We start from the raw sequence: 23,798 nt of genomic DNA, 5'->3' as shown, positions 1-23,798 counted from the left end.
CGGGGTGCGGATCATCACCGATCAGTCGACTCCCGCGTTCCCCGGGGAGCGGGCCGTCGTCACCATCGGCGCGTACGACGGCGTCCACCTCGGCCACCGTGCGGTGATCGACCAGGTCCGGCGCCTCGCCGACGAGCGCTCGGCGCGCTCGGTCCTGATCACCTTCGACCGGCACCCGGCGACCGTCGTGCGCCCGGAGTCCGCCCCCCAGCTGCTCACCGACCCGGAGCAGAAGATGGAGCTGCTCGAGGCCACCGGCCTCGATGCCGTCGTCCTCGTCACCTTCGACGACGATCAGGCGCTCGAGGGTCCGGAGTCCTTCGTGCAGCGCGTCCTCATCGACTGCCTCGCCACCACCGCCGTGGTCATCGGCGAGGACTTCCACTTCGGCCGCAGCCGCGACGGCAACGTCGACCTGTTGCGCAAGGTGGGCCTCGACGACGACTTCGACGTGGTCCCGCTCCGGCTGCTCGAGCGCCGCGACGGCGTCGACGAGCCCGTCAGCTCGACGGCGATCCGACGTGCCCTCGCCGGCGGGGACGTGTCGCGCGCCAACGCGATGCTCGGACACCGCTACGAGGTGCGCGGCCAGGTCGTGCAGGGCGACCAGCGCGGCCGGCTGCTGGGCTTCCCGACCGCGAACGTCGAGGTGTCGAACCGCATCTGCCTCCCCGCCGACGGCGTCTACGCCGGGGAGTACGAGCGCCCCGACGGGTCCGTGCACGACTGCGCGATCAACCTCGGGCGTCGCCCCACCTTCTACGAGCACGCCGAGACGTCGCTGCTCGAGGCGCACCTGCTCGACTTCGAGGGCGATCTGTACGGGGAGGTCGCGAAGGTCCGCTTCACCCACTTCCTGCGCTCGGAGCGCAAGTTCGACGGCATCGACGCGCTGATCGAGCAGCTCCGCGCCGACGTCGAGAGCGCACGCACCCTGCTGATCGACGCCCGGGGCGACTGAGGCCGGCCGGTCCGCTCACGTCCGGAGCGCGCCCTCGGTGGCCGGTCGACGCGTCGCGCGTGGGGCGGTGCGGGCCCAGCGATAGCATCTCGGCGTCCACCCGGGCTCCGGCGCAGGTGCGATGCAGGCCCGGAACCGCTCCGGCTGCGACCTCCAGTCCCACCGACGGAAGGCAGATGCCGTGCCCGACAAGGCAGCAACCATCGACCAGCACAAGACCCACGACTCCGACACCGGGTCGCCCGAGGTCCAGATCGCGCTCCTCACCGGGCGGATCACGCACCTCACCGAGCACCTGAAGACGCACAAGAAGGACCACCACAGCCGTCGTGGCCTGCTGATGCTCGTGGGTCGCCGCCGCCGGATGCTCGACTACGTCCGCTCGATCGACGTCGAGCGCTACCGGAAGATCGTGAAGGACCAGGGTCTGCGCCGCTGACCCCGCGATCCCCGGGCAGGGGAGGAGACGAGATCGCTGATCGGCCGCTGCCTCCGGGCGGCGGCCGGTTCGCGCCCGGGGTGGTGCGGCGGTGGTGGGGCGGTGGTGGCGCGGCGGGGTGCGGCGGGGCATCGGGTGTGGAAGGGGTGGCGACGGGTACACTGCCCGTGACCGGAACGTCCGGTCGACGGAGTTGATCCGCACCGGCTCGTCCGGGTGCCGGCTCCGAGATGCTGTCGTGGAGTCTCTTGCGCTGTCGATCTCGGGCCCCGCCCGAGCACCGGCGCACGACTCCGACAGAAGCCACGCGGCAGGGTGCCGCGTGTTCGAAAGGAACCAACATGGCAGACGCCATCTCCGTGTCCGGCCCCGTCTCGGGGACCGACAAGACACTCACCTTCGAGACGGGCAAGCTCGCCCCCCAGTCGATGGGCGCCGTCGTGGCCTCCATCGGCGGGACGAAGGTCCTCACCACCGCCAACGCGGCGAAGTCCGTCCGCGAGGGCATGGACTTCTTCCCGTTGACGGTCGACGTCGAGGAGCGGGCCTACGCGGCCGGCAAGATCCCCGGCTCGTTCTTCCGGCGTGAAGGACGCCCCACCGAGGACGCGATCCTCACCTGCCGCCTGACCGACCGGCCGCTGCGCCCGTCGTTCCCCGACGGCTTCCGCAACGAGACCCAGGTCGTCACGACCGTGCTCGGCGCCGACCAGGAGAACCCCCACGACATCTTGTCAATCAACGCGGCCTCGGCTGCGCTGTCGATCTCGGGGATCCCGTTCGACGGACCGCTCGGCGCGGTGCGCATGGCGTACTCCCAGGACGGCGAGTGGATCCCGCACCCCACCTACGAAGAGGCCGAGAACGGCACGTTCGAGCTGGTCGTGGCCGGGCGCGAGCTCGACGACGGCGACGTCGCCGTGATGATGGTCGAGGCCGGCGGCTCCGAGAACGCGTTCTACTACTACGAGGACGGCGCGAAGAAGGTCACCGAGGAGGTGCTCGGTGACGGCCTCCAGGCCTGCAAGGTGTGGATCAAGGAGTCGATCGCGCTCCAGCGCCAGCTGCTGGCGTCGGTGATCGCCACCCACGGCTCGATCGAGCCGATGTCGTGGACGCCGGTCCTCGACTACACCCCGGAGATCTTCGACGCCGTCGAGGAGCACTCGAGCGAGGCGATGGTGCCCGCCGTGACGATCTCGGCCAAGGCCGAGCGCAACGCCGCTGTCGACCAGGTCTCCGCCGACGCCCAGGCCGCCCTGTGCGGTGACGACGGGCCCTTCCCCGGCCAGAACAAGATGGTCAAGGAGGCCGTGCGCAGCCTGATGAAGAAGGTCATGCGCCGGCGCGTGCTCGACGAGGGGATCCGCATCGACGGTCGCGCCCCCGCCGACCTGCGCGAGATCTCGGCCGAGGTCGGCGTGCTGCCGACCGCCCACGGCTCGGGGCTGTTCCAGCGCGGCGAGACCCAGGTGATGAACGTCCTGACCCTCGCCATGCCGCGGATGAACCAGATGATCGACTCGCTGTCGCCGAACAGCGAGAAGCGCTACCTGCACCACTACAACATGCCGCCGTGGGCCAACGGCGAGACCGGCCGCGTCGGCTCGCCGAAGCGCCGTGAGATCGGCCACGGCGCCCTCGCCGCCCGTGCGGTGCTCCCCGTCATCCCGAACCAGGAGGACTTCGCGTACACGCTGCGCCTCGTCTCCGAGGTGATGTCGTCCAACGGCTCGACCTCGATGGGTTCGGTGTGCTCGTCGAGCCTGTCGCTGATGGACGCCGGCGTGCCGGTGCGCAGCCACGTGTCGGGCATCGCGATGGGCCTCATCCACGAGGACGGCAAGTACGTCACCCTCACCGACATCCTCGGTGCCGAGGACGCGATGGGCGACATGGACTTCAAGGTGGCGGGCACCGAGGACGCGATCACCGCGCTCCAGCTCGACACCAAGATCGACGGGATCCCCGCCGACGTGCTGTCCGACGCCCTCGCCCAGGCCCGCGAGGCCCGCCTCGCGATCCTCGAGGTGATGAACGAGGCGATCCCCGCGACGCGCGACGAGATCGCCGAGACGGCACCGAAGATCTCGACGATCTACATCCCGCTCGACAAGGTCGGGGAGGTCATCGGCCCGAAGGGCAAGGTGATCAACACGATCCAGCAGGAGACCGGCGCGGACATCGGCGTCGACGACGACGGCGCACGCGGCATCGTCACGATCGGCGCGGTCGAGGCGTGGCGCATGGAGGAGGCCAAGACGGCCATCCTGAACATCGTCGACCCGCCCAAGGCCGAGCTCGACAAGGTCTACAACGGCCGGGTCGTCAACATCACCAAGTTCGGCGCGTTCGTCAACATCCTCCCCGGCCGCGACGGTCTCGTGCACATCTCGAAGATGGGCGGCGGCAAGCGCATCAGCTCGGTCGACGACGTGCTCGAGCTGGGCCAGGAGCTCGAGGTCCGCGTCGACGAGATCGACGACAAGGGCAAGGTCAGCCTGACCCCCACCTCGCCGCTCGGCGGCGGTGACGGCGGATCGGGTGGCGGCGGTGACTCCGACGGCGGCTCCGAGGACCGTGGCGGCCGTGGCCGCGGTCGCGACGACTCCGGGCGCGACTCGCGTCGCGACTCGCGTCGCGACAGCGGCCGTGACCGCTCGTCGTCGGCCGACACCGCCGTCGGCGGGACCGACACCGACGTGCTCGAGGTCAGCTTCGAGGAGTCGTTCGACGCGGAGCTCGAGAACGAGCTCGGCGACCTCGGCCCGAAGACCGAGCGCGCCAAGTCCGACGGTGGCAACCGTCGCGGCGGGAGCGGCGGGAGCGGCGGCGGGAGCGGCAGCGGAGGGGGTGGCGGCGGTCGACGTCGCCACCGCTGAGTCGACGCCGCGATCGTCGTGACGGGCTCACCCGTCGCGCTGCAGCACGCACCGGACGATCCGGCCCGCAGTCGCGGGCCGGATCGTCCGCGTCCGGGCGCTCCCGCGCTCCGTCGGGTCTCCACGGCGGTCGCGGGTCGACCTGCGAAGATGTCCCGATGGCGCAGGTGAGGGTCGGGGTCAACGGAGCGGCGGGTCGGATGGGTCGGGCGGTGTGCGCGGCGGTCGACGCGGACGCGGGGCTCGAGCTCGTCGTGGCCGTCGACCGGATCGGCTCCCCCGCGGCCGACGGCGGTGCGCCGGGTGTCGGCGACGTCGAGCTGTCGGGTGACCTGCACGCCTTCGCCGACGCCGCCTGCGACGTCGTCGTCGACTTCACGGTGGCCGAGGCGGCACGGACGACGCTGCCGTGGTTGGGGATGCACGGGATCCACGCCGTCGTCGGCACGACCGGGTTCTCCGACGACGACCTCGCGCTGTTCGCCTCGTCGTTCTCCTCCGCCGACGAGCAGACGGGCCCCAACTGCGTGATCGCCGCCAACTTCGCCATCTCGGCGGTGCTGATGATGCGCTTCGCCGAGATGGCCGCCCCCCACTTCGACACCGCAGAGGTGATCGAGCTGCACCACACCGACAAGGTCGACGCCCCGTCGGGGACCGCCGTGACGACGATCGAGCGGATGGCCGCCGCCCGTGACAGCGACTTCGCGGCGGATCCGACCGAGGTCGAGGTGTACCCGGGAGCGCGCGGGGGAGCCGGGCCGCGCGGCATCCGCGCCCACTCCGTGCGGATGCGCGGGATGGTGGCCCACCAGGAGGTCGTGCTGGGTGCCCAGGGCCAGACGATCACCATCCGCCAGGACAGCTACGACCGGTCGAGCTTCATGCCCGGGGTGGTGCTCGCCTGCCGACGCATCGCCGACCACCCGGGATTGACGATCGGGCTCGACGCCTTCCTCGACGTCGGCTGAGCTCGACGTCCGCGCCGGCGTGGCCGCCGGCGCGAGCGGTGGGCCCGCACCCGGCCCGTCACGAGCCGCCGTCGTCGGGTACCGGACCGGCCTGCGCTGCGGTGGGATCGACGGTGCGGGCTGCGAGGATCGAGACGATGACCGACGATCGCCTGCCCCCGTCGGCGGCGGGCCGCGGCGCGCTCGACCCGTTCGACGGCGATCGGCGCGAGGTCCACCCAGGGGTCGCGCCTCCGGCTCCCGACGACGGCCCCGGAACCGACCTGCCGGGCGAGCCGACCGGTGACGCCGTCGAGGCGACGGCCGACCCGACGCCGATCGGCGAGCCCCTGCTGCTCCCGCCCGCGACCGGTGACCGCACCTCGTCTCGGTCGCGACGCCGTTCCGCGACCCTCGCGTCCCTCGTCGCGCTGGCGGTCGCGGCCGCGGCCGTGGTCGGCCTCGTCGCGACTCGCGACGGGCCCCCGCCGGCGGACGCCGTCCCGCTCGACGCGTGGGTGCCCTACTGGACGCTGGACGACGCGCTCGAGGAGGCTCCCCGCAGGTTGGGCTCCGTCCGCGAGGTGTCGCCGTTCTGGTTCGACGCCACCGGGGTCGAGGACATCACCGTGAGCCCGAACGTCGACCCCGACGCAGCCGAGCGGTTCGTCGCGGCGGCGCGCGACGCCGGGACGAGCGTCGTGCCGTCGGTGGTCGACGCGACGGGCCCGGGAGCGATGGCCGCGATCCTGGCCGACCCCGCCGAGCGGACCCGACACGTCGATGCGCTCGTGTCGTTCGTCGACGAGGGCGGCTACGACGGGGTCGACCTCGACTACGAGCAGTTCGCGTTCGCCGACGACCGGTCGACGTGGGCGGCGACGCGCCCCGCCTGGGTCGCGTTCGTCGAGGAGCTGTCGGACGAGCTGCGCTCGGGCGGTCGCAGCCTGACGGTGAGCATCCCTCCCGTCTACGAAGACGAGCGGTCGCCGACGAGCGGGTACTGGGTGTACGACCACGGCGCGATCTCCGACCACGTCGACCGCCTGCGGATCATGGCCTACGACTACTCCGTCGCCGAGCCGGGGCCGATCGCGCCGCTCGAGTTCGTCGAGCGGTCGGTCGACGGCGCGCTCACCGCCGGGGTCGATCCCGACAAGGTCGTCCTCGGGCTCGCGATCTACGGCCGGAACTGGCCGCTCGGCGTCGCCGGGATCTGCCCCGACGGCACCGTGCTGGAGGACACGACGTCGGTCAACGCCCGCACGGTCGACGAGCTCGTGGAGCGTCGTGGCGCCACGCCGGTGTTCGACGAGGTGACCGGGGAGTGGAGCTTCGACTACGAGCTCATCTTCGCCGACGACGAGGCGAGCTGCGTCCAGAGCCGCCGGGTGCACTACGTGGACGGACGCGGCGCGCGCCTGCGGATGGACATCGCCCGCGACCGCCGCATCGGCGCCGCCAGCCTGTGGGCGCTGGGGTTCGACGACGACGACGTGTGGGACGAGCTGCTCCCCGTCGTCGAGCGCTGAGCGCGCCCGTCGGCGGCGGACGGCGCGTCGTCGTCGGGCAACGACCGGCCTGCCCGGCGGCGGGTCGGGTGGAGGGCCGGTGCGGCCCTCCGTGGGTCAGAGCGACCCGAGGGCGGCGTCGTAGTCGGGCTCCTGCGCGATCTCGGAGACCATCTCGGTGTGCTTGACGTTCCCGTCGGCCCCGACGACCACCACGGCGCGAGCGCACACCCCGGCGAGGGGGCCGTCGGTCAGCCGCACGCCGTAGTCGTCGGCGAACGACGATCGGAAGGTCGACGCGGTCGAGACGTTCTCGAGGCCCTCGGCGCCGCAGAAGCGGCTCTGCGCGAACGGCAGGTCGGCCGACACGCACAGCACGGCGGTGTCGTCGAGGCTCGCCGCGCGCTCGTTGAACGTGCGGACGCTGGTCGCGCACGTCGGGGTGTCGACCGAGGGGAAGATGTTGATGATCAGGTTCTTGCCGCCGAAGGCGGACTCGGAGACCTCGCCGAGGTCGTTCCCGGTGAGGGTGAACGACGGAGCCGAGCTTCCGACCTCGGGGAGGTCGCCGGACGTGTGGACGGGGTTGCCCCCGAGGGTGACTTCAGCCATCCCCGCACCCTACGTGGCGCCGGCCCGCCGGCAACGAGCGCTCAGCGACGCAGGTTGCGGGCGTTCGCGACCACCACGAGCACGAGCGACGCCGCGATGAACCACCACTGGTACCGGGTGATCACCTCGAGCAGGTCGAGCAGCTGGTCCTCGAAGGCCTGGGCCAACCACCACATCACGGCCAGTCGACCTGCGATGCCGACCGCCAGCAGGCCGAGCACCTTCGGCAGCGGGGTGCGCCGCACACCGCTCAGCACGGCCACGATGTTCGAACCCGCGAACAGCGGGATCAGCGCCCACTCGGCCTTCTCGAACCCCCGGTCGAAGGTCCGCTCGGCGTCGTCGTTGAAGCCGAGGTACCGCTTGAACAGCGCGATCGCGTCCTCGGCGTAGGCGCGCCCGATCAGGTGGCACACGACGAACGCGGCGCCGATCCGAGCCGTCGCGATCGCCACGTAGGCCGGGATCGACACCCCCGAGGTGAGGGCGAGCGCCAGGTAGCGGTTGCGCGACGACAGCGCGAGGACGCGCTCGGGGTGGTCGCCGATCCACCTCGCCCACACGACGTTCGCCACGTTGGTGCACACCACGAGCGCGACGAACGCGACGAGGGTCAGCGGTGCCCACCACGGCCGCTCCACGGGTGGGACCGGGGCGCCCGTCGCCGGGTCGAACGGCTCGCCGACCGGGTCGGGGAGCGGAGCCGGGGCCGAGGGCGCGGCGGCCGCGTCACGGGTGCCGTCGGCGTCGCTCACGAACGGATCACGGTAGCCGTCGTGCGGTACGTTCTGCGCTCATGCAGGGATTGATGCAGGACGTGCCGCTGACGATCAACCACCTCTTCGAGCGTGCCGAGAAGTACTTCGGTCACAAGGAGATCGTGACCGCCACCGGCGACGGCACCGAGCGCCAGGACTACGCCGCCTGGGCCCGGCGGACCCGGCAGCTCGGCGGCGTCCTCGACACCCTGGGCATCTCCGACGACGGGCGCGTCGCCACCTTCGCGTGGAACACCGCACGCCACCTCGAGCTGTACTTCGCCGCCCCCTGCACCGGTCGCGTCCTGCACACGCTGAACATCCGGCTGTTCCCCGAGCAGCTCACCTACATCGTCAACCACGCCGACGACGAGGTGATCTTCGCCGACAGGTCCCTGCTCGGTCTGCTCGCCCCGCTGATGGGCACCTTCGAGAACCTGCGGCACCTGGTGATCATGGACGACGGCGCAGGCGAGATCCCCGACGGCCTCGACGCCGCCGGCGGGGGGGAGGTGCGGATCCACGACTACGAGGAGCTGCTCTCGGCCGCCGAGCCGGTGGAGTGGCCCGAGATCACCGACGAGCACCGCGCGGCGAGCATGTGCTACACGAGCGGGACCACCGGCAACCCGAAGGGCGTCGTCTACACCCACCGCTCGACCTTCCTGCACACGATGGGCGCGATGACCGTCGACAGCCTCGGTGCGCGCGAGTCCGACGTCATCCTCCCGGTCGTGCCGATGTTCCACGCCAACGCGTGGGGTCTCGCCCACGCCGCGGTGGCGACCGGCGCCTCCCTCGTGATGCCCGGGCCCGACCTGTCGGGTCCCGCCCTCGCCGCGCTGATCGTGGACCACCGGGTGACGGTGGCGGCCGGGGTGCCGACCATCTGGATGGCGGTGCTCCCCGAGCTGGAGGGCGCGGACACCTCGTCGCTGCGCTCGATCCCGTGCGGGGGCTCGGCGGTGCCACGCTCGCTGTCGGAGGGCTACCGCGAGCAGCTCGGCCTGCCGATCCTCCAGGCGTGGGGGATGACCGAGACCAGCCCGATCGCCGCGGTCTGCCACCTCGACAGCGACCAGCGGGACCTGTCGGTCGAGGAGCAGGCCGAGCTGCGCACGCAGGTCGGGCGGATCACGTTCGGCTCCGAGGCGCGGGTGGTCGATCCCGACACCCGCGAACCGATCCCGTGGGACGGCGAGTCGAGCGGCGAGCTCCAGTGCCGCGGCAACTGGATCGCGGCGGACTACTACGACGACCCGCGCAGCTCGGAGAGCTTCACCGACGACGGCTGGCTGAAGACCGGCGACGTGGCCACGGTGACCGACCGCGGTCGGATCACCCTCGTCGATCGGACGAAGGACCTGATCAAGTCGGGCGGGGAGTGGATCAGCTCCGTCGAGCTGGAGAACGAGATCATGGCGCACCCCGACGTGGCCGAGGCAGCGGTGATCGGCGTGCGGCACCCCAAGTGGGGGGAGGCCCCGCTCGCCTGCGTCGTGCGCGCGAGCGGAGCCGATCCGAGCGAGGACGACATCCTCGGCTTCCTGGAGGGCAAGGTCGCCAAGTGGCAGCTCCCCAAGGGCGTGGTGTGGATCGACGAGGTCCCCAAGACGAGCGTCGGCAAGTTCTCCAAGAAGGACCTGCGCGAGGTCTACGACGACGCACTGATGGCCGACTGAGCGGCGGCGACGTCCCCGGCGAGCGTCGCGGGCCCGCTCCGGGGAACGCCGGCGAACCGAAGTCGAAACGGGCGCCGAACGATCGTCGGGATCCGCCCGCCGCCCGGTGAGGACGTGGGAGGCTCGTGGGGTGAGCGAGACGACGGACCACCCGGCGACGGGTGACACCGACACCGGCGGCCCGAACGGCGAGAGCGACGCGCCGGGCGGGGCCGACGCGTCGGGCGAGCGCGTCGCGAAGGAGAAGCACGGCCTGGCTCTGCGCTGGATGCACTGGGTCAACTTCCCGGTGCTGATGGTGATGATCTGGAGCGGGATGCGCATCTACTGGGCCGACGTGCGCGACCCGTACGCCCTCGGCGTCGGCGGGCTCCAGCTGCTCGAGTTCTGGCCGGAGTCGGTCGAGGGGTTCTTCGAGCTCGACCGCCGCCTCGCCAAGGGGCTCGCGTTCCACCTCGTCTTCGGGTGGCTGTTCGTGATCAACGGGGTCCTGTGGACCCTGTCGCTGGCCTGGCGGGGCGGGTGGCGCCGCATCGTCCCCGATCGACGCTCGCTCGCGGACGCCGGCCGCAGCCTCGCCCACGACCTGCACCTGCGCCGCGAGGCTCCCGTCCAGGGCAAGTACAACCCGATGCAGCAGCTCACCTACAGCGCCGTGTGGGTGATCTCCGCCCTGCTGGTCGCCAGCGGGTTCGCGATCTACAAGCCGGTGCAGCTCTCGTTCCTGGTCACCGTCCTCGGCGGCTACGACACGGCGCGCTTCGTCCACTTCTCGGCCACCATCCTGCTGCTCGCGTTCTTCTTCGTGCACGTGCTGCAGGTCGTGCGAGCGGGGTGGGGCAACTTCGCCTCGATGGTGACCGGGTACCGGCTGGCGGACCGCCACGACCCCGAGGTCGCCCCTCCGTCGGCCTTCGGCCCGTCCGACCCCGACGCCGACGCACGTGACGCCGACGCACGTGACGCCGACGTGCTCGACGCCGATCGTCGAGAGCGCGACGCCGCCGACGCGCCCGACCGCCACCTCGACGCCCACGACGACCGGGAGGTCACGACGTGAACCACGACGACCGCACCGACGACGAAGCCGCCGGGTCGAGCCGGTGGGCCGGCGGCGCCCGCGATCGCGACGCCGCGGCGCGCGAGCGGGCGCTGCGCGAGGCGACCGACGACGGCGAGATCATCTCCGCCGACGACCACCGGCGCCGATCGCGCCGATCGTTCCTCGCGTTCGCCGGTCTCGGCGCCCTCGGCGCCGCCGGGTTCCACCAGCTCCAGAACCGGCCCTCCGACCGTCGCATCCCCGACCTGCTGCGTCGTGGCCTGAACGTCAACGAGTCGGTGTGGACGAGCCTCGAGCGCTCGTCGGCCTCCGCGCGCACCTTCTCGCTCGACGACCGCGAGGAGCTGCGCGTCAACGGTCGCATCGGCCTCGACGACGAGGCCCCGACCCCGGAGTACGAGATCGAGGTGCTCGGCGTGGGCGGCCGACCGATCCGCTCGGTCGCGATCGACGAGGTCCGCGCCCTCGAGCCTCGCCAGCTGGTCTGGGAGCACAAGTGCATCGAGGGGTGGAGCAGCATCGTCAGCTGGACCGGGACGCGGTTCTCCGACTTCGTCGCGAGCTTCGCCCCGGGCGAGGACGACTGGGAGCACGTGTCGCTGCGCACCGTCGACGGCGCCTACTACGTCGGTGTCGACCGCTTCACGATGATGCACGACCAGACCCTCCTCGCGTGGCGGCTCAACGACGACGAGCTCACCACGCTGCACGGTGCCCCGCTGCGACTGGCGACGCCGCTCAAGTACGGGATCAAGCAGCTCAAGCAGGTCGCCACGATCGAGTTCACCCGCTCGGTGCCCGACGACTACTGGACCGAGCGCGGCTACGACCACCACGCCGGGTTCTGACCCCGGCGCCCGGCCCGTCGCGCGCCGGGAGCGGGACGTGTCGGCGCGCGCCGTCACCACTACGGTTCGGCGGATGTCGAAGCCCACGGCCACCCAGTACTCGATCACCCTCGACGTGACGCTCTCCAACGTCCCCGGGGTGCTCGGTCGGTTGTGCTCGGCGATCGGGGCCGCCGGCGGGAACATCTTCGCGATCGAGGGCTTCGTCGCGAAGGGAGCGCTGCTGCAGCGCCAGATCGTGGTGAGCTGCACCAGCGTCGACCACCAGGCCCAGGTCGTCGCCGCGGTCGGGACCGTCGACGGCGTGACCCTCGAGACCTGGTACGACCGCACCTTCAGGATGCACGAGGGGGGCAAGATCGAGGTGCTCCCGCTCGCTCCGGTCGGCGACCAGGACGACCTGTCGATGGCCTACACCCCCGGGGTGGCCCGGGTGTGCAACGCGATCGCCGACGACGAGGCGCTGGCCGACGTGTACACCATCCGGCGCAACACCGTCGCGATCGTGTCCGACGGATCGGCCGTGCTCGGCCTCGGCGACATCGGACCGAAGGCCGCGATGCCGGTGATGGAGGGCAAGGCGCTGCTGTTCAAGTCCTTCGCCGGGGTCGACGCGTTCCCCATCTGCATCGACACCGACAGCCCGGAGGAGGTCATCGAGACGGTCGTCCGCCTCGCACCGACCTTCGGCGGCATCAACCTCGAGGACATCGCGGCGCCCGGAGCGTTCCAGGTGGAGGAGGCCCTCAAGGAGCGCCTCGACATCCCCGTCTTCCACGACGATCAGCACGGCACCGCCGTCGTCACCCTCGCCGCGGTCGAGAACGCGCTGCGGATCACCGGCAAGAAGATGTCCGAGCTGTCGATCGTCGTCTCCGGGGTCGGTGCGGCCGGCGTCGCGATCGGCAAGATCCTGCTCGGGGCGGGGGTCGGCGAGATCGTGGGGGTCGACAGCCGCGGCGCGGTCTACGACGGTCGCGACGGCCTCAACCGGTGGAAGCAGTGGTTCGCCGAGAACACCAACCCCGACGGGAAGCGGGGAGCGTTGAGCGACGTGATGGGGGGGACCGACGTGTTCATCGGCGTGAGCGCCCCCGACATCTTGAGCGTCGCGGACGTGAGGGCGATGAACCACGACGCGGTCGTGTTCGCGATGGCCAACCCCGATCCGGAGATCCTCCCCGAGCTCGTGTCCGGTCACGTCCGGGTGATGGGCACCGGGCGCAGCGACTACCCCAACCAGATCAACAACGTGCTGGCCTTCCCGGGGATCTTCCGTGGCGCCCTGGACGCGTGCGCGTCGGACATCACCGAGGGCATGAAGCTCGCCGCCGCGGCCGCGATCGCCGCCTCGGTCGGCGACGACGAGCTCCGCGAGGACAACATCATGCCGTCGGTCTTCGATCCCGGCGTCTCGACGCGCGTCGCCGCGGCGGTCGCCGCCGCCGCCCGGATCGACGGCGTGTGCCGTCTCGACGGATCGGCGCGACCCGGGGCGGTCTGAGGCGTCGCGGTCCGAGGCGTCGCGGTCCAAGGCGTCGCGGTCCGATCGGACCCGAGCCGAGCGATCCGGAACCGCCCCCGGCCGCTCCGGCGCGCCGACGTTCCGGCGAGGTCGCATCGACGCGCTCCAGTTCCGGCCGCGCACGGTCGATGACGAAGGTGTGAACACCCCGACGACGACGGCGCGCGCCACGATCGAGCCCCGTAGGTTGCCGCTGTGAGCATGCTGGCGGGCCCGACGGCTCTCGTCGTCGACGCGGCCGACGCGGTGACCGACGGTGACGGAGACGACGGCGCGCGAGATCGCACCGCCCTGTGGCGGGGGGTCGCCGCCACGGCCCTCGTCGCGGCCCTGGTCACCGGGATCGTCCTGCAGCGAGCGACGATCACCGGTGCGCTCGGGCAGATCTCCCGGCTCTCCGCCGTCGCGCTGATCGGGCTGCTCGCCCTCACCGTCTACGAGCGCTGGGCCCGTGCGGACATCGTCCGCAGCCTGCTCGGCGACGACGTGTCGCTGCGCAGCGCGGTCACGATCCACGACGTCGGCACCGCGGTGAGCAAGGGCGTGCCGTTCGGCGGAGCGCTGGGGACCGCCGTGCGCTGGTCGATCGCCCGCGAGGGCGGCATCCGCTCCACGCGGTTCGCCTCGATGCTGATCGCGTACGGCATCGCCACGACGTTCGTGACCTGGCTGCTCCCCGTCGCCGCGCTCTCGATCGATCTCACCCAGCGCCGGGTCGATCGGACCGACATCGCGATCCTCGCCGTGATCGCCTCGGTCCTCGTCGGCTCCGCCCTGTTCTGGTGGGGCGTGCTGCGCTCGGACCGACTCGAGCGCTGGTCGGAGCGGCGGGTGCGAGCGCTCTGGACGCGGCTCGCGTCGCGCGTTCCGTCGATGGCGAACCACGACCCGGCGGCCGGTGTCGCCGAGGTCCGTCGGCAGACCTGCGCGATCGCCCGCCGCCCGTGGTCGCTGCTCGCGCGCACGATGGTCGCCCAGGCGTGCGGCTCGATGATCCTGCTCCTCGCCCTGCGCTCGCTCGGGGTCGGCGACGAGCTGGGGACGACCGAGTTCTTCCGCGTGTTCTTCATCACCCACCTGCTCGGGACCTTCGCCCCCACCCCCGGTGGCGTCGGCGTGGTCGAGGCCGGGGCGACGGGCGCCCTCGTCGCGGCCGGGGTGGACACCACGAGCGCCCTCGCCGGCGTCCTCGTCTACCGCTTCGTCACCTACGTCGTCCCGATCGCCTTCGGCGCGCTGCTGTACGTGCTGTGGCGCGGTCGGCGGGTTCGCAGCGGGGACGCTCCGCACGCGAAGCTCGTCGCCCATGGGACATCCGTCGACCCCTCAGTTCCAGACGTTCCACGCCCTGCGGGTGAAGGGCTTCGCCGCCGCCGACACCCTGTGCGAGATGACGGGGCTGCCGCGTGACGACGTCGAGCTGCACCTGCGGAAGCTGTCCGACTCGGGGTACGTGACGTTCCGTGAGAACCGTGGTCTGTGGCAGCTCACGCCCGACGGGCGCGTCGCCCACGGCGAGCACCTCGAGGCCGACCTCGACGGCGTGGACGCGAGGGACGAGCTGTCGGGTCGGTACCCGGAGTTCGTCGAGGTGAACTCGAGGTTCAAGGAGCTGTGCGGCGACTGGCAGCTGCGCGACGGTCACCCCAACGACCACAGCGACGAGGCCTACGACGCCGAGGTCGTCCACCGCCTCGCCACGCTGCACGAGCGGGCACGTCCGATCGTCGCCTCGATGGGCGACTCCTTCGATCGCCTCGAGCCCTACGCCGGTCGCCTCGATTCCGTGCTCGACGAGGTGCGCGCCGGCGACACCAAGAAGTTCACCGGGGTGATGTGCAACAGCTACCACGACGTGTGGATGGAGCTGCACGAGGACCTGATCCTCACCCAGGGCATCGACCGCGACGAGGAAGGGTCGTACTGACGCCCACGGTGGCGACGGCGCGCAAGCGCGGGACGATCCCGTAGGTTGGGCGACCGTGGACGTGACCCGGAACCTCGAGGATCGCTGATGGCGCGCTTCGGTCGCGTGCTCACCGCGATGGTGACCCCCTTCGACGAGCGTGGCGAGCTCGACCTCGACGCGGCCGCCACGCTGGCGCGCTGGCTGGTCGAGGAGGGCAACGAGGGGCTGGTCGTCGCCGGGACGACGGGCGAGTCCCCGACCCTGTCGATCGACGAGAAGCTGTCGCTGTTCGAGGCGGTCGTCGGCGCCGTCGACGTGCCGGTGATCGCCGGGACGACCGGATCGAACACCCGCCATGACATCGGCTTGACGGCGGAGGCCGCGAAGCTCGGCGTGGCCGGGATCCTCGCCGTGTGCCCGTACTACAGCCGCCCGTCCCAGGCCGGCATCGACGCCCACATGCGAGCGATCGCCGGCACCACCGACCTGCCCGTGGTGCTGTACGACGTGCCGGGGCGCACCGGCCGCAAGATCGACAGCGAGCTGATCGTCTCGCTCGCCCGCGACGTGCGCAACATCGTCGCCCTGAAGGACGCCGCGAAGGACCCGGGGACCACCGCCGCGGTGATCCACGAGGCACCGTCCGACTTCGAGGTGTACGCCGGCGACGACCCGATGACCCTCCCGCTGCTCGCGGTGGGCGCCGTCGGCGCGATCGGGGTCGCCACCCACTGGTGCGCCCCCGATCACGTCGCGATGTTCGACGCGTGGGACTCCGGTGACGCCACCGAGGCCCGGCGCGTCAACCACCGCCAGCTCGAGAGCTACGCCTTCGAGACCGGGGACGTGACCCCGAACCCCATCCCGACGAAGACGATGCTGCGCACGCTCGGCCACGAGGTCGGCGACGCACGCCTCCCCCTGGGACCCCCACCCGAGGGTCTCGACGAACAGGCCCGCGAGGTCTACGACCGATTGGTGGCCGCCCGTGGCTGACAGAACGAAGAAGTCGAACGCGACGAAGAGGTCCGCGGGGTCGAGGGGATCGGGTGAGCGGGCCCGCTCGGCGCGCTCGCAGCCGATGACCGCCCCCCTCGACCCCGAGGTCCCGGTGCGGATCGTGTTCCTCGGTGGGCTCGGTGAGATCGGTCGCAACTGCATGGTCGTCGAGCAGGGCGCGGCCGACGACCCGGATCGCACGATGATGCTCATCGACTGCGGTCTGATGTTCCCCGACGCGAACATGCACGGGGTCGACCTCATCCTCCCCGACTTCAGCTACCTGAAGGAGAACGCCCACCGGTTGCAGGCGATCGTGCTGACGCACGGCCACGAGGACCACATCGGCGCCATCCAGTACCTGATGCGCGACGGCGACGGGATCGGCGACCTGCGCGACGAACCGCTGCCCGTGTACGGCTCGAAGCTCGCCCTCGGCCTCGCCCGCAACCGCATCGAGGAAGCCGGCCTGATGCCGAAGATCGACATGCGCCCGGTGTCCGACGGCGACCAGATCGACATCGGATCGCTGCTCGTCGAGTTCATCCCGGTCACCCACTCGGTGCCCCACGCCCACGCGATCGCGGTGCACACCGCGCAGGGGGTGGTCCTGCACTCGGGCGACTTCAAGATCGACCTCACCCCGGTCGACGACCGGCGCGCGGACCTCGCCCGGATCGGCCAGCTCGCCAAGTCCGAGGGCATCCGACTGCTGATGAGCGACTCGACGAACGCCGAGGAGCCCGGCTACGCCCCGAGCGAGACGAACGTCGGGGGGGTGCTGCGCGGCCTGTTCGCCCAGCAGCGCGGTCGGCGGATCATCACCGCGAGCTTCGCGAGCCACATCCACCGCATCCAGCAGATCGCGGATGCCGCCGTCGAGGAGGGCCGCAAGGTCGCGACCCTCGGGCTGAGCATGAAGAAGAACATCCGCCTCGGCCTCGACCTCGGCGTGTTCACGATCCCCGAGTCGTCGCTGATCGACATCGAGGAGGTCGACCGCTACGACCCCGGTGAGATCTGCATCATCTCGACCGGGTCGCAGGGCGAGCCGATGTCGGCGCTCGGCCTGATGGCGCGCGGCGAGAACCGCTGGCTGAAGCTGACCGACCACGACACCGTCGTGCTGTCGAGCCACGCGATCCCGGGCAACGAGGGCAACGTCAACAAGGTGATCGACGGCCTGCTGCGCCTCGGGGCCGAGGTCGTGCACTCCGGCGTCCTCGACGTCCACGCGACCGGCCACGCCCAGGCCGACGACATCAAGACCTACCTGTCGATCGTCGGCCCCGAGTGGTTCGTGCCGGTCCACGGCGAGTACCGCCACATGGTGGCCAACGCGAAGCTCGGCGAGCTGATGGGGGTGCCGGCGAACCGCATCATCCAGTGCGAGGACGGCGACGTCATCGAGCTCACCGCGGACGGCCTGCGCCCGACCGGGCGGGTGCCGTCCGGGTACCTCTACGTCGACGGGATCGTCGGTGACGTCGGCAACGGGGTGCTGCGCGACCGGCGCAAGCTCGCCGAGGAGGGTGTGGTCGTCGTCGTGTCGACGGTCGACACCCAGACCGGCAAGGTCCTCGTCCAGCCGGAGATCATCACCCGCGGCTGGGTCTACGCCCCGGAGGCCGAGGACCTCCTCGACGAGGCGTGCGACACCCTGGCCGCCTCGCTCGAGCGTGCGCTCGCCGACGGCATCCGCGACGTCGAGCAGCTCGAGCGCGAGGCGCGCCGGGCCACGGGCAAGTTCGTCAGCGAGCGCACCAAGCGCCGTCCGATGATCGTGCCCGTCGTGATGGAGGCCTGAGCGGAGCGCGTCGAGGCGTCGCACCCGGGCGCGGGAGCCTCGGCCCGGCCTCCTCTTCGGGTCCCCGGCCGGCGCCGGTGTCGCCCCGGATCGATGCGCAGCCGGTTCGATGCGCAGCCGGTTCGATGCGTGGCCGGCACGACGCTGCGGCCCGCACGACTCGCTAGCCGTGCGATCGTGCGCGCGACCGTTCGGTCTCGCGCGCCGGATCGTCGCGACCCGGGTCCCGCCCGCCGAGCCGGCCGGCCGCTCTCAGCGCGAGCGCGATCCACGCCCCGAGCGCGACGACCGCCAGCGCGCTGTTGAGCGCGAAGGCGAGGCGCGCGCCGGTGTGCACCTCGTCGCACGGGGCGCGGCCGTACACGAATCCCTCGGCGAGGGCGGGGAGCGGCTCGGAGTCGTCGCGGGCGGCGGAGTCGAACAGGCCGAGGCACTCGACGACCTGGTCGCGGGGGTTGTCGGCCACGACCCGGGCCCGTTCGATCGGCCCGACGTCCGCGAGCGGTCCGGCCGGGTCGATCACCACGGGGACGGTGTCGTCGATCGGGCGCAGCGCCCAGGCGAACAGCAGGATCGCGCACCACCCGACGATGACGGCCAGCGCGACGGCCAGCCGTCGAGGTGCTCTCCGTCGGTCGCCCACCGGGCGAACGGTACCGCGGTGGTCGGTCGTCGCCCGGCCAATACCCTCGGCACCGGTGGTCGAGCGCTCCTCCAACCGGCGGTGGACGTCGGTGTCGACGGTCGCGGCGGTGGCCCTGGCCGTCGCCTCGTGCAGCTCGGGCTCCGGGAGCGACCCCACGTCGGGGGACGCCGTGCCGTCCGTGCTCGGGTCCGGCTCGACCGCCGAGCCCGGCGGCGGAGCCGACGGCGACCCGGCGGAGCCCGCCGCCGGCTGGCTGTCGACCGTCCGTGCGGCGCTCGAGGCGGTCGAGGCCGAACGAGGCGGCGCGCAGCGCTACTTCGAGGTGACCGCGGATCCTCGGGTGACCAACGTGTTCGTCGCCGTCGACGACGAGACCGCCGTGATCGCGTACGCCTTCCTCGACGGCGAGCTGCAACCCCCGGCGCCGCGCCGCGAGGGTGCGTCGGGTCGGACCTTCGGCCTCGACGACGTGGCGTTCGAGGCGGGGTCCGTGCTCGACGGCGTCGCCTCCGAGCTCCCGACGGCGACGGTCGAGTCGCTGAGCGTCTACGGCGCCGGGTCGGGAGCGACCTACGTGGTGCTCGCCCGCTCGAGCGCCGGCGGCCTGCTCGACGTCGAGGTCGGTCCCGGCGGGGAGATCCGCGCCGTCGACCCCCGCTGAGGTGCCCCGACGCGTCATCGGCCCGCGCGGGTCTCCACGACCCCGCGGCACCCGGTTGGTACGGTGGCGATCGTCATGGCTACCTGGGGCCCGTCGGGCAAGAACTCGGACGGCGCGTCGTCGGGCAAGCGCTCGACGCGCCTCGATCCGTCGTCGAAGACGTCGCGCACGTCGCGCTCGGCACGCGCGGTCCGTGACGCCACCCCACCCTCCACCGACCGCACCGAGCGGCTCCCGGCCGACGGCCGCGGAGATCCCCCGGAGCGCTCCCACGAGCTGCTCGGCCTGGGCCTGCTCGGCCTGGCCGTGCTGCTCGGGCTCGCGATCTACCTCCAGACGGCCGGGCCGGTCGGCAGCGGCGTCGACACCCTGATCGGGTGGTTCTTCGGCATCGGCCGGTACGCCATCCCGCTCGCGGTCGGTGCCGTGGGTGTCTCGTTCGTGCGAAGCGGCCGGTCGTACAGCCCCACCCGGCTCGCCCTCGCGTGGGTGGCCGTGATCGCGAGCGTGCTCGGCCTGGTGCACCTCGTGCGCCGAGACGAGGCTGCGGAGGGGTTCGACCGCTACGGCGACGCCGGTGGCTGGGTCGGAGCGGGCCTCGCCGAGCCCCTCGCCGCCGGGATCGCGACGACGGGCACGGTCGTGGTGCTCGTGGCCGTGCTCGTGGGCGGGCTGCTGCTCATCACCCAGACCTCCCTGCGCACGATGGCCGAGCAGACCGGCGGGTTCCTGAACGGCCTGCTGCGGCCGCTCGGTCGCGCCGCCCGCTCGGGGATCGGCAACATCACCACCCTCAGCAGCGACCGCGACGCGACGGGGGTGATGGACGCCACGGCGCTCTACGACCAGGCGCAGCTGGACGGCGCGCCGACGGTCGACCACGGGCCGACCAGGGTCCACGGCGAGGCGCTGGCTCCCTCCGACGGTGCGGGCGGCCCCCCCGAGCTGTACGACTTCGAGTCCGACGGCGGTGTGGTCGCTCCCGAGGGAGCCGACGGGGCGCCGCCGCCTCGGAAGCGTCCGGCCGCGACCCGCTCGAAGCGGCGCACGAGCGTCGACGACGACCCGAAGGAGGCCGGCGACTGGGTCCTGCCTCCGATGACGATGCTGCTCACGCCGGGCGAGAAGAAGGTCGATCGCGCCGCCATCGCCCGGCGCGGCGAGACGCTGCAGGGATCGCTGGCGTCGCACAACGTCGAGACCGAGCTGATCGGCATGACCGTCGGTCCGACGGTGACCCGCTACGAGCTCGAGCTCGGCCACGGGGTCAAGGTGTCGAAGGTGACCAACCTGCAGAAGGACATCGCCTACGCGATGGCCGCCACCGACGTGCGCATCCTCGCCCCGATCCCGGGCCGCTCCGCCATCGGCGTCGAGGTCCCGAACCACGAGCGCCAGCTCGTCGCGCTCGGCGACCTGCTGACCTCCGACGAGGCGCGCTCGGCGGTCGAGCCGCTCGAGGTGGCCGTCGGCAAGGACATCGCCGGGCGCACGGTGATGCTCGACCTCGCCGCGACCCCCCACCTGCTGATCGCCGGAGCGACCGGAGCCGGCAAGTCGAGCGGGCTGAACTGCATCATCACGTCGCTGCTGATGCGGACCACCCCCGACGACGTGCGCCTCATCCTGATCGACCCCAAGCAGGTCGAGATGGGCCAGTACCAGCGCCTGCCGCACCTGTTGACCCAGCCGGTGACCGACCCCAAGAAGGCCGCGAACGCGCTCGGCTGGGCGGTCAAGGAGATGGAGCGCCGCTACGACGTGCTCTCCGAGGTCGGCTACCGCGACATCTCCGGCTACAACCGGGCGTTCGCCGCCGGCAGGATCGACCAGCCTCCCGGGACCGATCCCGACGCGCCGCCGGTGTACGAGCACATGCCGTACATCGTGGTGGTGGTCGACGAGCTGAACGACCTGATGATGGTGGCCGCGCGCGACGTCGAGGAGTCGATCACCCGCATCGCGCAGAAGGCCCGCGCGGTCGGCATCCACCTGATCGTCGCGACCCAGCGGCCGTCGGTCAACGTCATCACCGGCGTGATCAAGGCGAACATCCCCGCGCGCATGGCGTTCGCCGTCTCGAGCCTCACCGACTCGCGCGTCATCCTCGACCAGCCGGGCGCGGACAAGCTCGTCGGCAAGGGCGACATGCTCCTGCTCCCGGGCAACTCCTCGGTCGCCAACCGCATCCAGGGAGCGTTCATCACCGAGGAGGAGGTGCGCGAGGTGGTCGCGCACTGGAAGGAGCAGTCACCCGAGCCCGTCACGTCCGCCGAGATCGAGGCGGGCGGCGAGGGCTCGGCCGATGCACCGAGCGCGATGAGCTCACCGGCGCTCACGCCGCCGGCGCCGTCCGCGGCACCGCCGGGCGCGATGGATGCCTCGGCGCTCGACGTCACGTCCGACGCCAACGCCTTCTCGGCCGCCGAGGAGGACGAGGACACCGCGATGATGCGCCAGGCGATGGAGCTCGTCGTGCGCAGCCAGCTCGGCTCGACCTCGATGCTGCAGCGCAAGCTCAAGGTCGGCTTCGCGCGCGCCGGGAGGATCATGGACCTCCTCGAGCAGCGTGGCGTGGTCGGCCCGAGCGAGGGCTCCAAGGCCCGGTCGGTGCTGATGACGGTCGAGGAGTTCGAGCTGCTCCAGCAGCGGGGCCAGGTGTGACCCGGCGGTGGAGCTGCCGACCAAGCCGTGCGCGGCGTGCGGGCGCACGATCGAGTGGCGTCGCCGGTGGGCCCGCGACTGGGACCAGGTCCGGTACTGCTCCGCTGCCTGTCGGCGCCGCGGGGTGAACGCCACCGACCGCTCGCTGGAGGCGGCGATCCTCGAGCTGCTCGACGGGCGCGCCGGCGGGGCGACGATCTGCCCGTCCGAGGCCGCACGTGCGGTCGGCGGCGCCGACGAGGACGACTGGCGACCGCTGATGGAGCCGGCCCGCTCCGCCGCTCGGCGACTCGTGGCGGCGGGCGAGATCGAGATCACCCAGGGTGGACGGGTCGTCGACCCGTCCACCGCCAAGGGCCCGATCCGACTCCGCCGGACCTGAGCGCGGCGTCATCGCAGATGGGGTCCGCGCCACCGATGGGGTCGGACCGCATCGGGATGCGTGCCGGCGAGGTCGGGGCAGGGGTGGGCGTGCGGTGGTCGGTCGGGTCCACGATGTCGCGGTGAGCGACGGCGCACCCGATCTCGACCCCGTTCCCCCGGATCCGGCCGGGGACGCGACCCCCACGAGGCAGGTCGCCGTCCCGGAGACGGGCCGCGCCGCGGCCGAGGCGTTCGTCGCCGAGCACCTCGGCGATCTGTGCTGCGACGAGGTGGGCGGCTCGAGTCGCTTCCACGGCGGCCAGCGAGCCGCCGATGCGTCGCTCGCGGCGTACGACGTCGCCGGGTACGCGGCGAAGCGCAACCAGGTGCTGCCCGAGTCGAAGCGTGGCGCGTCGGCGCTGTCGCCCCACATCCGCCACGGACTGCTGCCGCTGCGCCGGGTGTGGGATCACGTGGCCGGCGGGCCGGCGCGCGACGTGCGCAAGTTCCGTGACGAGCTGCTGTGGCAGGAGTTCTCCCGCCACTGGTACGCCCGGCTCGGGGGGCGCTCCGGGCGCGGGATCCGGCGCGAGCTCGCCGACTCCGACGACGCGACCCGCGACCTCGGCGGCTGGGATCGGTCGATGGCGTGCATGGACGCGACCGTCGGCGAGCTGGAGCGCGACGGGTGGCTCGTCAACCAGACCCGGATGTGGCTGTCGAGCCAGTGGGCGATCCGTGACCGGCGCCGGTGGCAGGACGGCGAGGACGCGTTCTTCACCCACCTGCTCGACGGGTCGCGCGCCGCGAACCGCCTCGGTTGGCAGTGGACGACGGGGGTCGGATCGTCGAAGCACTACGGGTTCAGCCGTTGGCAGGTCGCGAAGCGCGCCCCCGAGCTCTGCGCCTCGTGCGAGCTGCGCGACGACTGCCCGATCGAGGGCTGGCCGCCGGACCCGTCGTTCACGCCCCTCGACCGCCCGGCGGCCGCTCGACGTGGCACCTCGCCGTTCGCCGGACCGACCGAGGTGGTGGGCGAGCGCGACCCCGACGCCGTGTGGCTCACCGCCGAGTCGCTGGGCGACGAGGATCCGGCGCTGGCGGCGCACCCGGATCTCGCCGTGGTGTTCACCTTCGATCGACCGCTGCTGGCGCGCCTCGGGCTCTCGTCCAAGCGCCTCGTGTTCCTCACCGAGACGCTCGCGGAGCTCGCCGAGCACCGTGACCTCGACCTGCACGTCGGCGATCCGGTCGTCGCGCTCGGCGACCGGCCCGTCGCCGTCACCCACGCACCGGTCCCGGGGTTCGCCGCTCGGGCGTCGCGGGCCGACGTCGTGGAGACCCACCCGTGGCCGTGGCTCACGGCGCCGACCTCGGGGTCGGTGTCGAGCTTCTCGGCGTGGCGGAAGGGCGTGAGCGCGCCGAGTTGAGCGACGGGCGCTCGGTGTCGACCGTCGCGAGCCGGGCGGCCCACGACCGCGAGCCGCACGGCCCGACCGCGAGCCGCCCTCGTCGCCC

General features: G+C 72.1%; 20 protein-coding genes. 17 read left to right on the top strand and 3 right to left on the bottom strand.

Annotated features, from left to right (window positions below; translation table 11 throughout):
- The first annotated feature begins 4 nt into the window (after positions 1 to 4).
- The 5 genes from ACOOHC_RS12080 (at position 5) to ACOOHC_RS12060 (ending at position 6,764) form a co-directional block, all read left to right on the top strand.
- Positions 5 to 961, top strand: a complete 957-nt coding sequence (locus ACOOHC_RS12080) for a bifunctional riboflavin kinase/FAD synthetase (RefSeq protein WP_420450654.1) — start codon at positions 5 to 7, stop codon at positions 959 to 961.
- A gap of 121 nt (positions 962 to 1,082) precedes the next feature.
- Positions 1,083 to 1,400 (top strand): 30S ribosomal protein S15, encoded by a 318-nt coding sequence (gene rpsO, locus ACOOHC_RS12075; protein ID WP_420450653.1) that lies wholly within the window; start codon positions 1,083 to 1,085, stop codon positions 1,398 to 1,400.
- 341 nt (positions 1,401 to 1,741) lie between these two features.
- Complete coding sequence (locus ACOOHC_RS12070; protein WP_420450652.1) at positions 1,742 to 4,282, top strand: polyribonucleotide nucleotidyltransferase; 2,541 nt, start codon at positions 1,742 to 1,744, stop codon at positions 4,280 to 4,282.
- Between the two features lie 158 nt (positions 4,283 to 4,440).
- Complete coding sequence (gene dapB, locus ACOOHC_RS12065; protein WP_420450651.1) at positions 4,441 to 5,253, top strand: 4-hydroxy-tetrahydrodipicolinate reductase; 813 nt, start codon at positions 4,441 to 4,443, stop codon at positions 5,251 to 5,253.
- A gap of 137 nt (positions 5,254 to 5,390) precedes the next feature.
- Positions 5,391 to 6,764, top strand: coding sequence for a glycosyl hydrolase family 18 protein (locus ACOOHC_RS12060; protein WP_420450650.1), 1,374 nt, complete (start codon positions 5,391 to 5,393; stop codon positions 6,762 to 6,764).
- A gap of 96 nt (positions 6,765 to 6,860) precedes the next feature.
- Here ACOOHC_RS12060 and tpx read toward each other — a convergent pair whose 3' ends face one another.
- Positions 6,861 to 7,355, bottom strand: coding sequence for a thiol peroxidase (tpx, locus tag ACOOHC_RS12055; protein WP_420450649.1), 495 nt, complete (start codon positions 7,353 to 7,355; stop codon positions 6,861 to 6,863).
- 41 nt (positions 7,356 to 7,396) lie between these two features.
- Entirely contained in the window at positions 7,397 to 8,110 is a 714-nt protein-coding gene (locus ACOOHC_RS12050) for a hypothetical protein (protein ID WP_420450648.1), read from the bottom strand.
- Positions 8,111 to 8,151: 41 nt separating this feature from the next.
- On the opposite strand from ACOOHC_RS12050, the gene ACOOHC_RS12045 reads away from it, so the two are divergent.
- The 8 genes from ACOOHC_RS12045 to ACOOHC_RS12010 all read left to right on the top strand — a co-directional run bounded on the left by ACOOHC_RS12045 (position 8,152) and on the right by ACOOHC_RS12010 (position 17,946).
- Positions 8,152 to 9,795 carry a long-chain fatty acid--CoA ligase gene (locus ACOOHC_RS12045; RefSeq protein ID WP_420450647.1) on the top strand — a complete coding sequence of 548 codons (1,644 nt, stop codon included), beginning with the start codon at positions 8,152 to 8,154 and terminating at the stop codon, positions 9,793 to 9,795.
- Between the two features lie 130 nt (positions 9,796 to 9,925).
- Positions 9,926 to 10,855: a cytochrome b/b6 domain-containing protein gene (locus tag ACOOHC_RS12040; RefSeq protein ID WP_420450646.1), complete on the top strand. Its 930-nt coding sequence runs from the start codon at positions 9,926 to 9,928 to the stop codon at positions 10,853 to 10,855.
- Complete coding sequence (locus ACOOHC_RS12035) at positions 10,852 to 11,706, top strand: molybdopterin-dependent oxidoreductase (protein WP_420450645.1); 855 nt, start codon at positions 10,852 to 10,854, stop codon at positions 11,704 to 11,706. The genes ACOOHC_RS12040 and ACOOHC_RS12035 overlap by 4 nt, the downstream gene beginning before the upstream one ends.
- A 73-nt stretch (positions 11,707 to 11,779) precedes the next feature.
- Positions 11,780 to 13,210, top strand: a complete 1,431-nt coding sequence (locus ACOOHC_RS12030; RefSeq protein ID WP_420450644.1) for an NAD-dependent malic enzyme — start codon at positions 11,780 to 11,782, stop codon at positions 13,208 to 13,210.
- A gap of 222 nt (positions 13,211 to 13,432) precedes the next feature.
- Complete coding sequence (locus ACOOHC_RS12025; protein WP_420453794.1) at positions 13,433 to 14,641, top strand: lysylphosphatidylglycerol synthase transmembrane domain-containing protein; 1,209 nt, start codon at positions 13,433 to 13,435, stop codon at positions 14,639 to 14,641.
- Positions 14,622 to 15,158: a MarR family transcriptional regulator gene (locus tag ACOOHC_RS12020; protein WP_420450643.1), complete on the top strand. Its 537-nt coding sequence runs from the start codon at positions 14,622 to 14,624 to the stop codon at positions 15,156 to 15,158. The genes ACOOHC_RS12025 and ACOOHC_RS12020 overlap by 20 nt, the downstream gene beginning before the upstream one ends.
- An 87-nt stretch (positions 15,159 to 15,245) precedes the next feature.
- Entirely contained in the window at positions 15,246 to 16,136 is an 891-nt protein-coding gene (gene dapA / locus ACOOHC_RS12015) for a 4-hydroxy-tetrahydrodipicolinate synthase (protein ID WP_420450642.1), read from the top strand.
- Positions 16,129 to 17,946 (top strand): ribonuclease J, encoded by a 1,818-nt coding sequence (locus ACOOHC_RS12010; RefSeq protein ID WP_420450641.1) that lies wholly within the window; start codon positions 16,129 to 16,131, stop codon positions 17,944 to 17,946. The genes dapA and ACOOHC_RS12010 overlap by 8 nt, the downstream gene beginning before the upstream one ends.
- A gap of 163 nt (positions 17,947 to 18,109) precedes the next feature.
- Here ACOOHC_RS12010 and ACOOHC_RS12005 read toward each other — a convergent pair whose 3' ends face one another.
- Positions 18,110 to 18,589: a hypothetical protein gene (locus ACOOHC_RS12005; protein ID WP_420450640.1), complete on the bottom strand. Its 480-nt coding sequence runs from the start codon at positions 18,587 to 18,589 to the stop codon at positions 18,110 to 18,112.
- Between the two features lie 55 nt (positions 18,590 to 18,644).
- Between ACOOHC_RS12005 and ACOOHC_RS12000 the strand changes: the two genes are divergently transcribed.
- The 4 genes from ACOOHC_RS12000 to ACOOHC_RS11985 all read left to right on the top strand — a co-directional run bounded on the left by ACOOHC_RS12000 (position 18,645) and on the right by ACOOHC_RS11985 (position 23,710).
- Positions 18,645 to 19,253, top strand: coding sequence for a hypothetical protein (locus tag ACOOHC_RS12000; protein ID WP_420450639.1), 609 nt, complete (start codon positions 18,645 to 18,647; stop codon positions 19,251 to 19,253).
- A 75-nt stretch (positions 19,254 to 19,328) separates the two neighbouring features.
- Positions 19,329 to 21,917 (top strand): DNA translocase FtsK, encoded by a 2,589-nt coding sequence (locus ACOOHC_RS11995; RefSeq protein ID WP_420450638.1) that lies wholly within the window; start codon positions 19,329 to 19,331, stop codon positions 21,915 to 21,917.
- A gap of 13 nt (positions 21,918 to 21,930) precedes the next feature.
- On the top strand, positions 21,931 to 22,299 hold the full coding sequence (locus ACOOHC_RS11990) for a DUF3253 domain-containing protein (protein ID WP_420453793.1): 369 nt from the start codon (positions 21,931 to 21,933) through the stop codon (positions 22,297 to 22,299).
- A gap of 121 nt (positions 22,300 to 22,420) precedes the next feature.
- Entirely contained in the window at positions 22,421 to 23,710 is a 1,290-nt protein-coding gene (locus tag ACOOHC_RS11985; protein ID WP_420450637.1) for an FAD-binding domain-containing protein, read from the top strand.
- Positions 23,711 to 23,798 lie beyond the last annotated feature (88 nt).

The sequence above is a fragment of the Ilumatobacter sp. genome, assembly GCF_965215205.1.
GTDB lineage: Bacteria > Actinomycetota > Acidimicrobiia > Acidimicrobiales > Ilumatobacteraceae > Ilumatobacter_A.
This window is presented reverse-complemented; position numbering and strand designations above follow the sequence as displayed.